The sequence below is a fragment of the Seonamhaeicola aphaedonensis genome (genome assembly GCF_003386195.1).
Classification (GTDB): domain Bacteria; phylum Bacteroidota; class Bacteroidia; order Flavobacteriales; family Flavobacteriaceae; genus Seonamhaeicola; species Seonamhaeicola aphaedonensis.
In genome coordinates this window covers 170,852-185,833 of record NZ_QRDX01000005.1, presented here as the reverse complement: position 1 = coordinate 185,833, position 14,982 = coordinate 170,852, and the positions used below count along the sequence as shown (strand labels likewise).

At 35.5% G+C, this 14,982-nt stretch carries 9 protein-coding genes; all 9 read right to left on the bottom strand.

What is annotated here, in order from left to right:
* Positions 1 to 16: 16 nt before the first annotated feature.
* From DFQ02_RS09710 to DFQ02_RS09670, 9 genes are read right to left on the bottom strand one after another with little or no spacing between them, the layout of a single operon-like run.
* Positions 17 to 1,087: a sulfatase-like hydrolase/transferase gene (locus tag DFQ02_RS09710; RefSeq protein WP_116524233.1), complete on the bottom strand. Its 1,071-nt coding sequence runs from the start codon at positions 1,085 to 1,087 to the stop codon at positions 17 to 19.
* A gap of 57 nt (positions 1,088 to 1,144) precedes the next feature.
* A complete protein-coding gene (locus DFQ02_RS09705) occupies positions 1,145 to 1,927 on the bottom strand; it encodes a DUF1961 family protein (RefSeq protein ID WP_116524232.1) in 783 nt (260 codons plus the stop codon).
* Between the two features lie 5 nt (positions 1,928 to 1,932).
* Positions 1,933 to 3,351 carry a sulfatase gene (locus DFQ02_RS09700; RefSeq protein ID WP_181896391.1) on the bottom strand — a complete coding sequence of 473 codons (1,419 nt, stop codon included), beginning with the start codon at positions 3,349 to 3,351 and terminating at the stop codon, positions 1,933 to 1,935.
* Positions 3,352 to 3,391: 40 nt separating this feature from the next.
* Positions 3,392 to 4,885 carry a sulfatase gene (locus DFQ02_RS09695; RefSeq protein ID WP_116524230.1) on the bottom strand — a complete coding sequence of 498 codons (1,494 nt, stop codon included), beginning with the start codon at positions 4,883 to 4,885 and terminating at the stop codon, positions 3,392 to 3,394.
* Between the two features lie 9 nt (positions 4,886 to 4,894).
* Positions 4,895 to 6,715, bottom strand: coding sequence for a glycoside hydrolase family 2 protein (locus DFQ02_RS09690; protein ID WP_116524229.1), 1,821 nt, complete (start codon positions 6,713 to 6,715; stop codon positions 4,895 to 4,897).
* A 6-nt stretch (positions 6,716 to 6,721) separates the two neighbouring features.
* Positions 6,722 to 8,644 carry a hypothetical protein gene (locus DFQ02_RS09685; protein ID WP_116524228.1) on the bottom strand — a complete coding sequence of 641 codons (1,923 nt, stop codon included), beginning with the start codon at positions 8,642 to 8,644 and terminating at the stop codon, positions 6,722 to 6,724.
* A 34-nt stretch (positions 8,645 to 8,678) separates the two neighbouring features.
* Positions 8,679 to 10,022 carry a sulfatase-like hydrolase/transferase gene (locus DFQ02_RS09680; RefSeq protein WP_116524227.1) on the bottom strand — a complete coding sequence of 448 codons (1,344 nt, stop codon included), beginning with the start codon at positions 10,020 to 10,022 and terminating at the stop codon, positions 8,679 to 8,681.
* A gap of 32 nt (positions 10,023 to 10,054) precedes the next feature.
* The gene (locus tag DFQ02_RS09675; protein WP_245940251.1) at positions 10,055 to 11,476 is read right to left on the bottom strand and encodes a BNR-4 repeat-containing protein; all 1,422 of its coding nucleotides are present in this window, start codon (positions 11,474 to 11,476) and stop codon (positions 10,055 to 10,057) included.
* Positions 11,466 to 14,972: a glycosyl hydrolase gene (locus DFQ02_RS09670; RefSeq protein WP_116524226.1), complete on the bottom strand. Its 3,507-nt coding sequence runs from the start codon at positions 14,970 to 14,972 to the stop codon at positions 11,466 to 11,468. The genes DFQ02_RS09675 and DFQ02_RS09670 overlap by 11 nt, the downstream gene beginning before the upstream one ends.
* Between the last annotated feature and the right edge of the window lie 10 nt (positions 14,973 to 14,982).

The following is a 14,982-nucleotide window of genomic DNA, read 5'->3' as shown; positions in this document are numbered from 1 at the left end:
TTCTTATTTGTTGCAATTAATTATTTATAAACTTCAACATCGCCTCTCTGTAATGTAAATAATCATTAGCTGGAGACCCAGCATTATCATCTAGATAACTTTTAATCCATTGGGGATGTGAAATATCATTAGGATTTCCCTCTAGAATATTTTTAAGAAAAGTTCCTGTTGTACCCAATTGTTTTAAAGTACTTACTTTTGAAGTGTAACCTTTTAGGTTTGGCAAGCCCATAAAATAATTAGTCATTATAGCTACGTCTGGAGATTCGGCATAAGGAATAGTCGTTCCTTTTTTAACACCTGGACCATAAAAATTCATGTAAATCTGCCATGAAGATAATTGTTCTGGCAGATGATTACTTTTAGTTAATGTACCCATACCATGGTCTGCAGAAATAATAAAAAATGTGTTTTTCCATAAATTTTCCTCCTTTAAGAAATTTATCAATTTCCCTAATTGTGCATCCGCATTTAAAATGGCTTTAATATATGCTGAATCTGGGTTGGCTTTATCTTGTGGACCTTTCCAGTAGCTTCTAATTTCCTGTAAATGCAACCTTACCAATCTTGCACCATCTTCCTTTATATGTTTTATGCCCAACGCTACCACTTTTTCATCTGGCATAATTTCAGCGTAATACACATCTGGTGTTTTAAAAACGTCATACAAAGTATGACCACCAACATACACTGATTTAATACCGTTTTGTCTTGCAGAAAGAAAAATATCGTCTAAATCTTGGTTTTCAAAAACATGCGTTCCCGTATGCATCCCAATATTTGGTGGCGATGCACCTCCCCAAGGTTCAGTGCCATCTGGTAATTTTACACGCCCCATAGGACTGTTAGAATAAGCATCTTCTACAACGACTCCATTTTCGGAAAAATATTTCAGATGCTCAGCACCGGCGGCAATAGCTGTTTCCGCGGCATCTTTCATTAAACCATCAATAATAAACTGCACTACTATAGGTTGATTTTCCTCTAATGCTTCAGATTCTAAATTCGAAATTTGTTTTGTTTGCTTCGATTGTTTACAACCCAATAACAAAACACTAATAAGTAATAAACCTAAAACGCTTCTCATTTTTGCCTAGTTTTTCTTAATACTTCATTTGTTTTAAAAAGATATTATTCCATTCCACTACTTCGTATAAATTTTGAAGTTTTTATAAATAGCTGTACGTGTGTACATGTGTCGTAACCCTATTCTTCCCTCTGAAATTGGAGCTACTTTGGTAATATCCCATCCAAAATATTGTGTTTCATTTTGATGCTCCATTTTAAAACTGAGCTTTTCTGAAGTTTTGATGGCCGTTATATGATAGATTTTTCCTTTTTCAAATAAACCTTGCATATCGTACGATGGCTCAACTACAATACTATTAAAGGGTTTGTCCTTTGGTTTGGGATAACGTCGTGCGCGCACATAGTGTAAGCCAGCACCATCATTACCAAAAGCTGAAAAACTAATATGAAACGTGTTCATATTCTCGAAATACATTCTCATTTTAGGAACCTCTCGTAAGCGCTTCCAATTAGCAATATCTTTCTCGTAAACACCCTCTTCATCTCCAGTTGCTTGAATGTATAGAATATTTACATACTTATTGGCGTCATCGGTTTTTATGTAATCAAACTCAATTTTTACATCTCCACTATAGGAATCTTTTGTCCATAAAACAGCATGATGTTCATCATTTCCGGCTTCAGGACCTGCGTTAAAATGCATGCCTTCTTGAGTATTTTCAACCGTAGCAATTAAACCATCTAAAGTCCATTGTTTTGTCCAGTCTTCGGTACAATCATCCTGAAAAGCTAATTTCCAATCATCTTGAGTATCGCTGTTCTTTTTGTTAAGAGGCTTGTTTGTTTTGCAAGAAACTACAAGGACTAAAAACACCAATAAGAATACATTCCACTTCATAAATACTATTTACTTAAGAAATCTTTACCCCATTTTTCTCTAAGCTCCACAGCAAGTTGATTTACAGTGTCTTGGTATTCTGGCTTTTCAGCTAAATTATCTAATTCTAAAGGATCTGTTTTATGATCGAATAACATACGCGCATAAGCTATCCCATCATCTTTAACCCATTCCGTATAAAACAAATCGCCTTTTATTAAGGTAACCATATCCCTAAATTTAGAAACTCCCCAATCCTTTTCTGGTATTTCTCCATTTATAATTGGCACAAAACTTTGTCCTTCAACGGTTTTAGGACTATCCAAACCAACTAACTCCGCTAAACTTGGATAAATATCTATGTATTCGGTTATGGCATCCGTTTTTTGCCCACTTGTTTTACCTGGAACTTTTATGATAAGTGGTGTTCTTAAAGCGGTTGCAAAAGTGACGTGTTTACACCATAATTTATGGTCACCTAAATTCCAACCATGGTCACCCCATAAAATTACGATGGTTTCGTCTTCTAACTCTAAACGCTTTAACTCCTCCAAAACCAAACCAATTTGTGCATCCACATAGCTAACACAGGCATAATAGCCATGAATCATTTCTTTAGCCATATCTTCTGGCACATCACCATTTTTAGGGATATTACTATATTTACGTAATTCCCCAAATTTATGAAAGGCCTCTTTAGGTGTCGTTTTTGGTTGCACGTAGCTTTCAGGAAGCTCAATAGTACTTCTATCGTACAAATCCCAATACTTTTTGGGTGCATTGAATGGTAAATGTGGTTTCATAAAACCAAGTGCCAAAAAAAATGGTTGATTCCCTTCTTTTAGTTTTCGCAAGTCTTCTATCCCTTTTTTAGCAATTTTACCGTCAAAATAAGCACCGTCTTCAACAGCTATATTTTCAAAAGGAGGTCCATAACCTGTTGCTATTGCTTGCTCTGAACTTTCAGTTAATTGATAATCTCTAACATTTCCTTTAGGAAACCATCTCGAATCCCAAGCAGCATTATCGTCTTTACCGCCATGGTATATTTTACCAGTTGATATTGTTTTATATCCATTCTGTTTTAAAAGCATGGGCAATGATACAGCCTCTGGGTAATCATGGTCTTTTTCCGTTTTAGCATCAATAAAGCGATGACGCGTTGGTCTAGCACCTGTAAGCAAACTTGCTCTTGAAGCACCACAAACTGGCACGTTACAGTAGGCTCGATTAAACACCAAACTTTCACTAGCTAGTTTATCAAGGTTAGGTGATTTTATATGATTGGCACCATAAAAATTCAATTCTGGGCGCAAATCGTCAACGGCGATAAACAAAATATTTTTGGGTTTTGTTTCTTGCTTTACTAAGGTTTTCTCTTGTGCATTTTTACAAGACACCAATACAAGAAAACAAATGAAAGTATAATTAATTATTTTAAACATGGTTTGATTTTTATCTTTACGACCGATAGACTATATCTTTTTATTCTAAACTAGTTCTTGCCTTCTGCTCTACAAAATAAGGTTGAAACGTATATTGTGATTTTTCATCCCACTTTACATTTCTGGTTGGTAATAATTTTTTTAACTCCTCCATTTTGTCTTTATATTCCGCATTACTTGCAATATTATTCCACTCGTTAGGGTCATTAGCATGGTCATACAATTCTTGAGTACCATCTTCATATTGAATATACCTAAACTGATTGGTTCTGACGGCATGATTATTCATGCCATAGGTAGTTAATGCATACGATTCCTCAACACCTTCATTGTTGGTCATCATAGACACTAAACTTTTACCTTCATTTCTACTATAAGTAGGAAGACCACTTAATTCTAATAATGTTGGGTAAATGGATAAAAATTCCACAGGAGCGTCAATCTTTTTACCTTTTGGTAAATCTGGTCCTACAAACATTAATGGCGCTTTTGTAGCAGTTTCCCAAAGCCCATGTTTAGCAAAGGTTTCTTTTTCACCTAAACGATAGCCGTGGTCAGACAACAAGACAATAATAGTATTATCGGCATATTTGCTATTTTCTAAGGCATCTAAAATACGCCCCAACTCATTATCAACAAAACTAATACAGGCCAAATAGGCTTGTACAATTTTTTTCCACTCACCACTTTCAATCGCCCATTTTGTAGAAGGCATCATAGGTAAATCGTTAATCTGTAAACCAACATCTGGAATATCTACTAAATCATCTGCTCTATAAGGTGGTGTTTCAATGTCTTCTAAAGGATATAAATCGAACCACTTTTGAGGTACATATAAAGGTACATGTACCCTTAAAAATCCAACCCCCAAAAAGAATGGTTGGTCATAATCGCGTTGTAAACGCTCAATGGCCCAATTTGCCGAAGCGTGGTCTGGCATTAAGGTATCATTTTCTGGAAATGCACCCCAGTCTGTACTCGTTCTACCATGTACACCTTTAATTCCCTTTCCGTAGCCATCCCATACAAAGCGTTTTTTAGGTAATGGTCCAAACCCTTTTACACGTCCACCAGATTCATGAAACACACTATCTGGTGCATGATTATGAAATAACTTGCCAATCCCCATGGTATGGTAACCGTTATTGTTAAAATATTCGGGTAAAAAGGTAATGTCTTTAGTGGCAGGGTTTCCTTGCCTTCTTATTTCATTATCATGAACCATTCCATAAATTCCAGTATTAGAGGGTCGCAACCCCGTCATGATGGACGCTCTAGAAGGGCCACAAAGTGGCGCTTGAACATGTGCATTTGTAAAGGTTACGCCCATTTCAGCTAACCTATCAAAATTTGGGGTTTTTACATTTGAAAAATTGTCAATGGGTCCTATCATATTGTTTAAATCATCTACTGAAATAAACAATACATTAGGTTTTGTGTTTTCCTCTGTAATCACTTGCTCTGTCGATGGTTTCGTTTTACAAGAATTGATTAGTAAACTGAAAATAGCGACTATATAGATTAGTTTTTTCATAATTTTAATTTATTCGATGTTTTGATAAAATTTTTGAAGCGTATAAAACGCTTTCTTCTTATTTCCTGTTTCTGAAATTAGCCCTTTTCTGTTCCAGCCGTTTTGGTATGGAATTAAAGTGCGTCTTGGTGACCTAAAATCTACTAGAGTCCAAGGTGTAATGCCACTTATTCCAGGAATTTTTGCCAAAGTAGGCAAAGTTTCCTCATATAACAACTCCTGAAATTCTTCACTCCAACGTGTCATATTATCGGCATGATATCCTTGAAGCGCACCAGCACCAAACTCGGAAATAATGACTGGTTTATCGATATCTATTTCCCAACGTATGTTTTTGATGTTATCAATTTTACCGCCATACCAACCATAATATTGATTGAAACTTAACACATCTACAACCTCAGCAAATTCATCTTCAACAATCATGATATTTTTGTCCTCATCTTTACCATGGTCTTCCAAAGCCGCACTTATGAGACGTGTGTCATCTAGTTTTCTGGCTGCTGAAGCTAAATTGGTTAAAAATGTTAAACGTTCTTTAGACGTTGGGGTTTCATTGGCCATTGACCAAATGATAGAACAAGCTCTGTTTTTATCGCGTTGAATAAGTTCTGTTAGCTGAGTTTCGGCCTTATTATAAGTTTCGGTGTTTGTCCATTGAATCGTCCAATACACCGGTATTTCTTCCCAAACTAAAATACCCATTTCATCTGCCAGACGAATCATGTTTTCGTTATGCGGATAGTGTGCTAAACGCACATAATTACAACCCAATTCTTTGGCCCAACCTAACAATACCTTGGCATCTTCAATAGACCATGCTCTACCACCACGCATGACGTTTTCTTCATGGATAGAAATCCCTTTTAAAAATATTTTTTCGCCATTTAATAAAATCTCCTTGCCCTTTGTTTCAATGGTTCTAAAACCGATTTTATCTGATATCTTATCTTTTGAAATGCTTATGTTTACTTCATATAATTTCGGATTTGTATCACTCCAATAACTTAGACGTTTTACAGGAAATTCAAACCCAACATAACCCTCGTCATCAGTAATAAAGGCTTTATTTATTTTTAATTCTGGGATGGAAAGGTTAACGTTTTGATTTCCTTTATTTTCTCCATTTAATTGAATGTATCCTGAAACCTCCTTATTGTTATTTTTAGTGAGTTGAATTTTATAATCTTCAATAAACGTGTCATCTAACTCATAAATAGTAACATCTCTGGTGATGCCCCCGTAATTCCACCAATCTGTGCTTAGTGTAGGTACTTCATCTGCAGCTCGTTTATTATCTACTTTTACAATTAAAAAGTTGTCTTTTTCTTTTAAAAGATGTGTCATTTCAAAATTAAAAGGTGTAAAACCACCCACATGCACGCCTAATTTCTTGCCATTTAAATACACATCGGCTTTGTAGTTTACCGCTCCAAAATGTAAGTAGTAACGTTTGGAAGCATCGTAATTTTCAACGTTGAAAGATTTCTTATACCAAACCGTACCTTCGTAATAAAACAGTTTTTCTTCTTGTGAATTCCAATCACCAGGAACGACCATAGTTGGCGCTGCATCAAAATCGTACTCTACCCTATCCGTTTTATTTTGTGGTTTTTTATTTAAGAAATAAGCACTAGAACCTGGGTTTTCAGTACCATCATGTGGTTCCATTCTGTAATTGTAATACCCTGTTTCGTAAACATCTACAATGTAATGCCACCTCCCGTTAAGGCTTTGTCCGTTTCTTAAGTAACTGTTTTGTAATAAAGGTTGATTCGCAAATGTGCAAATTGAAATGAACAGTAGGACCGTACTAACAATATATTTCATGTGATTTTAAATAACTTTGATTGTAATTTTAACTTGATTTTTATCTTCAAAAGGCATAATTAATGGTACTGCTTCTACGCCTGGTACCATATTAAATAACCTTTTCTTTGGTGTGTCTTTTATTTGTATGAATGAACTTGAAGTAATTTTTACTGAGCCTTCTGGCTTTTCAATAGTAACTTCTTGTTCTGAAACTTGCATTACTTTTTCTCCGGTTGGAGATACGATTGGTAATACAAAAGCGGTGGGTCTATTTATATCTTCTTTAGTAGTTGCAGTAATTTCTAGCTTTTCTGGAGTAATAGTAAAATTTAAATTGAAATTTGACGCTGTTTCTGTTACCTGCTCAAAAGCTTCGTTTTTTAATTGCACTTTAGCCTTATATACCAAATTATCCTTCTCATCTTTTGATTCAAAAGTGGCCTCTAAATCGAACAAATTGGCGTACCAAACTTCATCTTTATAAGTTTCTATTCTTGGTGTTAGCGCAAAATCTTCTCCAGGTTGTGGTTGCTGGTTATACGCTTCCAACATTTTATAAATTGCCGTACTAGCTGTACAAAGTAACCCCACTTTGTTGTGGTACAATATTCCAAGAGAAGCTCCTGTGGCTTGTCTTACATCTTTCGTTGGACTATATATAGAATCGTAGGCCGAAATGGTTCCTCTCCAATCCCCTTTGCCAAAAAGCGAAACATCTAACTCTTCAAAATACCGCTCTCCATTGGCAATAGCTCTAGGCAAAGGAGTTGATTTATTTATTTTCGGCAAACTATCCCAGTGGTCCAGTAAGGTTGCTAGTGGTTTGGCGTGGGCAAAGGTATGGTGCACACAAGGTTGTATACCATGAGATACATAATGCGGTCCTCCATGTAATAAACCATTGTGGGTACATTGCTTTAAAAGCTCCGTATTTTTAAAAGCTGCTGTACCTAGTGCCGGATTATGGTTAGCCATAAAACTAAATGCTGGCTGCATACCATCGCTTGTTCTACTGCCCCAATAGGTCCATTTAAACATTCGGTTTCCAAAGCTATTGTCAATACCCCCATCAGGTAAAATAAACTCTAAATGAGTATCTAAAGATTTTTTTAGGAGTTGTAATAAGTCCTCATCTTTTTCTTCCAAAGCATATAATACAAGATTATTTAGAGACTCCTCTAAATTATAGCCTAAATCGATACCATATAAGCCTTTTGGACTCAATTTTTTCTTATCCTTACCTTGTATCTCACCAAATAAAAGCGCATTGGGTTCTGTAAAATGGCTTTTAACTTGAAGTACTAGTTCTTTACTTCTTGCTATGTATTTAGGGTTATCCAGCAACTTACCAATTAAATTCAAAGCATAAATGGTTGTTGCACCATAGTTGATATTGGAAGCATCTATCTTATAAAATCTATTATACACAAACTCAGTAGCCTGTTCTAAACGCTTATACCATCGTTCCTGAGTGCCTTCATCCAATAAATCACCATGATACTTCAAAGTTTCAGCCAAGGATACAGCTCCAAAAACAGTAGTACCATCCCATGAATTTGGGTCTAGATCGTTAGTCCAAGCCCCATCATCTCTGGTTACATTTTCACCCCATTCGAATGCCAAAATACCTGCTTCTAGATACTTTTTATCTCCTGTAGCCTTTGCCATATAAAAAAATGGATACACAGCATCCATGATTCTAGCATGTACTGTTTCGCAAGCAGGACAATCTAAAAGTCCATGGATTTTAGGGTCTGATGGTTTTATGATTTGGGTTTTTATCATACCATCGCACCAGTCCTTCAACAAATTAAAAACCAAGGTTCTATATTCAGATGAATGAAATTCTTTAACTCCTGAAGTACACGAACTTAAAAAACTTGTGGCTGACAATGATAATCCTACACCAGTGATAGTTGATAACTGAATAAAATCCCTCCTTTTCATCTGAATATATTTTAATATTTAGTGACTATTAGATTTATTCTGCTCTAAATGCTGTAATTTTTGCTGTTAAATCCGCAACAATATCTGGATTTGCATCTGCTATGTTATGTTTCTCAAACGGGTCTTCTACAATATTAAATAATTGCACCACTTCACCTTTCTTTCTTTCAGGGTCTGGAATGATAATTTTATAAGGCGGGAAAATGGCCATATTATAAAACATACTATTTTCAATGGTATCAAAATCATGTGCATATACTTCTCCAAAAACACCCTTACGTTCTTTTAAAGCTTCTTCATCTAAAACACTAACTCCTGGAAGGTTTTCTGGTTTTTCAATACCCAAAATATCTAACACAGTAGGGACCATATCTATACTACTTGTAATAGTTTTTTCATCCATTTTAGGTGTAATTTTACCTTTCCATTTGTACATAATTGGTGTTCTAATCCCTAAATCGTAAGGCGCTCTTTTTGAGGTTTTCACGTATGTACTTTTATTGGGTTCTTGTACCCAGCCATTATCGCACACATATACAAATAAGGTGTTTTCCATTTGCCCTTTTGCTTCAATCATATCAAATAACTGTCCACAAGTTTCATCAAACCACTCACACATAGCCCAATATTTCGCTACATATTCGGTAGGTGCCTTTGGTAAATATTTATCCAAAAGGCGTTGTGGAGGCGTGTGAGGTGCATGTGGTAAGAATGGTGCATACCATAAAAAGAATGGTTTCTTTTCTTTAGCAGCTAAATTTAAATAACTGCTTATAGTATCTAATCCTTTTCGACCAATTTCAAGACCAAAATCACCATGACGTCCACCACGCTCAGGATCACCGTGCGTCATTCCATAATCAAAACCACCAATTTTGTGGTTACCATGCCACCATTTTCCTGTTTGAAACGATAAATATCCTTTTTCTTTCAACATGTCAGGAAGTGTGGTTTGTTTTTCAAAAGCGGTTATAATTGGCTTATAAGCTTCCGCCCTGTTTTTCTTACTTTCTTCACGATTACCCTGAACACGCTCGTATACCTTATCATTTCCTAAAATACCATGATCTTTTGGATATAACCCCGTTATTATTGTTGCCAAAGATGGCGAACATAACGGTGTTGGTACATAGGATTGTGTAAAAGTTAAACTCTCAGAAGCAAATTGGTCTAAGCGTGGTGTATCAATATGCTCATGCCCCATAAAACTATAATCTGTCCATGCTTGGTCGTCAGATAATATAAACACAATATTGGGTTGTTGTTCTGCTTCCTTCGAATCTTCTATTTTATTCTCAGATGTTTTCGATTTGTTTCCGCAAGAGAAACAAACGGTTATAAGCAGTATTAAGTAGCTTAATCTATTTAGCTTTTTCATTGTTATTGATGTATTAAATTTATAGTTTATTGTTAATTATTATTTTTTAGTACTTGTGTTTCATTTTTATAACGCATCACCGGACCATTATCTCCCAAAAGATACATGTTTTTATATTTAGTCCCTGATTTATGTTCTGCTACAATAAGTCTAGCATTTGGGTGTGGATTTTCAATTAGCGCAGAAATAGCAAAATTTGCTTTTGACTTCTTGAGTAAAACTTTGGTTTTGTTAAAAGTTCCTCCTCCATCTGTACTACTCCATCTAGCGACTTCACCAAAATTATTTTCATCTTCGGCTTCAATATAAAAATCAATGTCATTCACCGATTTAACTTCTAAATCTCCGTTACCTTTTGCTAAACCTGCATTAACTGAATGTAACCATTCTGTGCCATTCCATTTAAAATAATGCATATTTTTTGAAGCACTACGCCTTGAGCCTTCAATCTCCTTACCAATAGTCATCCCTATATGTGGATTTCCATCAGGATCTAAATCAACAACACCTTGAAATGTCCAATTTCCTGGTGTTCTAGCTACCAAGGCTTTTTCATCAGCTTCTTCTCTTGTTACAGGTATTGCCAACGGCTCTTCCTTTATGTTTTTCCATACATTATTTTTGGTGTTAAATACGATATAATATATATCATAACGCTTGGCAATGTGTCCTAAGCCTTTAGTTTGTGGTGTTGTATCACTACATAAATGATAATCGAAAACAATGTGTAGTTCACCGTTATCCCCTTTTGTAATCCATGGATACCAAGAATCAACAGCTGCCATATCCGTTCTGCGTTTGTGCTTTAAAAAAGAGACTGGTTCATCAAATGTTCGTCCATTGTTTGTAGATTTTTGATATACCCAATTGCTTCTGTGTGCACCATGCCTGTAAAACAAATAGATATCACCGTTGTCCATTTTAATAAATTGGTTATAAGTACCAAAAGGTGAAATATTTTCTAATTCCTCCCAACCAGAAATATCTAGTGGTCTTTTAGAAACTACATGTTTGTTTTTACCATAATGATGATTTCCCAAAGGATTCTCTCCTAGCTTTTTTGTACCTCCATGACCCCCAAACGTAATGTGAATATAACCCGCATCATCTATCAGCATGGAGGGTTTTCCGTGGTTATCTGTTTTATGATTGGGGTCTTTACCCATGTCACTTATACCTGCTTTATAGGGACCTTTCCATTCTTTCGTATTATGATTATATGAAGCCACATACGGGTCTTCTAAAGGCCCCTGATAACACACATAGGTGACGCCATTATGATAAATTCCTGCTGGGTGTTGTACTACAGCTACAGCATTTCCGAAACCGTTATCGGCAAAATAATCTACCATTTCGTTATCCTCCAGGGTTGCTTTGGTTTCTTTGGCTTTTGTTGCACAACTAACCAAACAAAGACAAAGCATGAGCGTTTTATAAAACAGTTTAATTTTCAATATTTTTAAGTTTTATATTGTTATACAATTGAATTTTAACAGGACCTAAAAGCCCTGAGGTTTTTAAGATATCATCCTTACTCCAATGTTTCCATGACGGCAAAGTAGTCCTCTGAGATGGCCGTTCTTTATTATTTATTAACCAATCTGGCAAAGTGGATAATCTAACACCTTTAACGTCATAATCTAACGAATAATTCTCATCGCCAATTAACCTATTTGGCCATAAATTGGTCACTTTTACTTCTAAGGTATTATCCCCTTTTTTTATATAATCTGAAATATTTATTTTGAAAGGTGCTTTCCATAAGGTAGCTACATAATTACCGTTTATATTGACCTCTGCAATTACAGCAACAAAACCTAAATCTAATTCTATTTTATTTTCTCCTTTAAAGAATTCCTTTGGCAAACTAAAGGTTTTTGTATAGCCAGCGGTACCTGAAAAATAACGAATATCTTCCTCTGAAGCTTCTGACCAAGATTTTAAGGTATCAAATTTTGTGTTTTTTGTTTTACCGTTAGGCGTAACAAAATTAACATCCCAAGTACCTGTAAGCTCTATTGGTCTGGGTACTTTTTTTACTACTAAAGTTTTAGTTTTACCAGATGTTGTAGTGTAACTTAACTTACCATTGTAAGGTGTTACCAATTTTGGTATTCCTGAGTTTAAAAGCAATTGTGGTTTGGAATTATCTTTTGAAAGCTTTAAAATTTGACCTTTTGGCACCATAATGGTATAAGCTTCCCCATCGGTTTCATAGGTAACTCGAAGTGCAGGTTTGTCTCCTTCAATAGCATTACTGTCAGTTAATTTATCATTGACTTGAATATCGAATTTTCCAGTTTCTATCTTATTTTGAATTACGTTTGTGACATCAATTAACGGATAATGTTTAGGAATACCCCGCGTTTCAGGTTTAAATTTTCCAAATACAGCTTTTAATACCTTTAGGTTCTCATCACCTGCATCAATAGTGATATGCTCGCGTTCTTCAGCATAAAGCTCATGTGTCTTATCTCCAATTTGATACTCCAATCTAAACTCTTTTTTATAACCCATAGCGGGGTCGCAATTGCAGAAAGCTCTAGAAATTATAAAATCCAGTTTATTATCTACAATAGCATTGACTACCCTTTCTGTAATATCAACCAAACCCTCTTGCAAAAATGTACCATATTCTGCCTTCATAATTTTTAAGTTTGAAAGCGGTTCTGGTTTTGGATACTCTAATTCAGTTTTTACTGAAACTAAATTATTTTGGGAAGTTGATGCCTTTTGAAATACAACAAATATGGATTGTTCTGCTTCTAAACTTAAAGGTAATGTTATGGTGCCATCGGCATTATTCTTCCAAACAGCGGGATAACTAATATAACCTGTTTCTGCGTTCCAAAATTCGGGTTGTTTACCAGAAACTCTGAAATTACAGCTTAAATTTCTACTTTGCTTTTTACCATTGGCAATAAAATAGATATCGGCTTCCTCCGTTTTTCTATGAATAAAATTGATATCATCTCCATTATTTTTTTCAATTGTAAAATCTGGTCTATTCTCATTTTGGAGATACTGACTAATTGAAATGGGTTGAATATCATTATTATCCCATAGTTTATTGGTAATCATTTTGACTTCATCATCACAACTCGGGTAATTATTAAGACTTGGTGATTTAAAGGGTTTATTACCGATAACTCTGGCGCCTGCTTTCACTAAACTTTCAACAATTTTAAGTGTTTTGGGGGTTATCCAATCCGATTCTGGCAACACTAAAACTTTATATGTACCACCAACTGGTGTGCATATTTCACCATTTTTTACAAAAAGCTCCGAAAGTTTATTGGCACCTATCAAATCGTAATCATACCCCATTGTTTTAATTTCGGGGAATAAAAATGCGGTATTGGGCGAAGATTCTCCAGTAAACACCAAAACATCGGCCACATTTGCACCTTGTTGTAATAGAAACTGAGAACGGGCAATGTAATTCATGTAAGGCTTACTTTGAAACCACCAAGTATTCAATCGGTTAAAATCAAAACCGTGATAGCTTAAGGCCAAACCAGGCGCTATATCCCAGGGTTGATGCACATAGGTATGAAAAATAAATCGTGTGATGCCCTCTGCCCAAGCTCTATCTCCAATTGACTTGATGTTTGCGGGGTGTTTGTCCCAACCACCAATGCCTGTAAAAGACTCGGCTCCAACAATGGTACTGCCATTTAAGTGTGCTATAGAAGACACAAATTTAGGTGAATCGAAAAATGGATAGCCTCCACTCCAAAATTCACACATCACTATATCACCTGTAGCACCAACCTGCATATTATCAAAAGGGCCCCAGTAAGGTTCTACAGAAAATTTCATACCGTTTTTATGGCATAATTCAGCAAAATAAGCATAATAGTTTTCTGCTATTAAATCGCCTATGGTTCTTCTAAAATCCCATAAAAAACGTTCTGACACTTCACCACTATCCACATAATACCCCGCTAATATTGGTAAATACGTTGTTAAATCATAACCCCTTAAGGCTTCAAATTGAACATCAAAACCAGTAGTCCAATTGGTCGTTTCAACTTCATAACTATCAATCAAGCAATTGTTTACTGTAGTTCCTACTAAATCACCCAACCTATCAATAATGGGTTGTATGCCTCCTTCCCAATAAGCATCTAAGGCTTTTTTACTCATTTTATCTACCTCTAAGCCTTTGGCTTCTGGTGGTGCTGGTCTGTTTGTAGTTCCAATGGGTGTATGCCCTAATCTTAGTATAATCCATTCCCCCTTTGGAACGTTCCACTCTAAACCATCATCTTCGTTGAATTTTGATGTTAAATCAAGGATATCTTCTTTTTGAATAATGGCATCTTTTGATATTTCTTTATCATCAGGCAATAAATGATTTCGAATGCGCTCCGAAAGGTTTTTATAATCTAAACCGTCAATCTTGATATGCGTTTTGGGTTTAGGAAAGGCCAAAACTGCAATATCTTGATAATAATTGAACTTAGTTTTGGGTTTAGGCAATTCACCTTTAAAGATTTGATTGCCTTGCAACTCTAGCTTACTAAACACCACTGTTTGCATTGCATTTTCTTTGGTAACCCAAGGCCCGCCGCTGGACGACCAACCTGCGCTATTATGAAATGCTAATTCGAGCCCTAAACGTTTAGCTTCCTTTGCAGAAAACTCAAACAAATCAAGCCATTCCTCACTTAAATATTTAACTGGTCCTTGAGGAAAACCTAAATGTACATTAAACAACTGTGCTTCTTGAATACCTACAGCTTTCATCGCTTCTAAATCTTTGGTAATTCCAGATTTAGATACATTTCCACTTATCCAATGCCACCAGGTTCTGGCTTTGGCCTGATTAGGTGGGTTTTGAAAGCCTTTATGCAACAGGTTTTCATTATTTTTCTGATTAATTTGAGCTACAGAAAAATAAATGCTTAAAAAGCAAAAAAGCAATACAGAAAGGCTTTGTTTCATTATATAAATA

What these genes read in the sequence shown, in the direction of transcription:
- DFQ02_RS09700 (WP_181896391.1), bottom strand. Translation starts at nt 3,351, where the DNA reads ATGTTTAAAATAATTAATTATACTTTCATTTGTTTTCTTGTATTGGTG.
- DFQ02_RS09680 (WP_116524227.1), bottom strand. Translation starts at nt 10,022, where the DNA reads ATGAAAAAGCTAAATAGATTAAGCTACTTAATACTGCTTATAACCGTT.
- DFQ02_RS09705 (WP_116524232.1), bottom strand. Translation starts at nt 1,927, where the DNA reads ATGAAGTGGAATGTATTCTTATTGGTGTTTTTAGTCCTTGTAGTTTCT.
- DFQ02_RS09695 (WP_116524230.1), bottom strand. Translation starts at nt 4,885, where the DNA reads ATGAAAAAACTAATCTATATAGTCGCTATTTTCAGTTTACTAATCAAT.
- DFQ02_RS09690 (WP_116524229.1), bottom strand. Translation starts at nt 6,715, where the DNA reads ATGAAATATATTGTTAGTACGGTCCTACTGTTCATTTCAATTTGCACA.
- DFQ02_RS09685 (WP_116524228.1), bottom strand. Translation starts at nt 8,644, where the DNA reads ATGAAAAGGAGGGATTTTATTCAGTTATCAACTATCACTGGTGTAGGA.
- DFQ02_RS09670 (WP_116524226.1), bottom strand. Translation starts at nt 14,972, where the DNA reads ATGAAACAAAGCCTTTCTGTATTGCTTTTTTGCTTTTTAAGCATTTAT.
- DFQ02_RS09710 (WP_116524233.1), bottom strand. Translation starts at nt 1,087, where the DNA reads ATGAGAAGCGTTTTAGGTTTATTACTTATTAGTGTTTTGTTATTGGGT.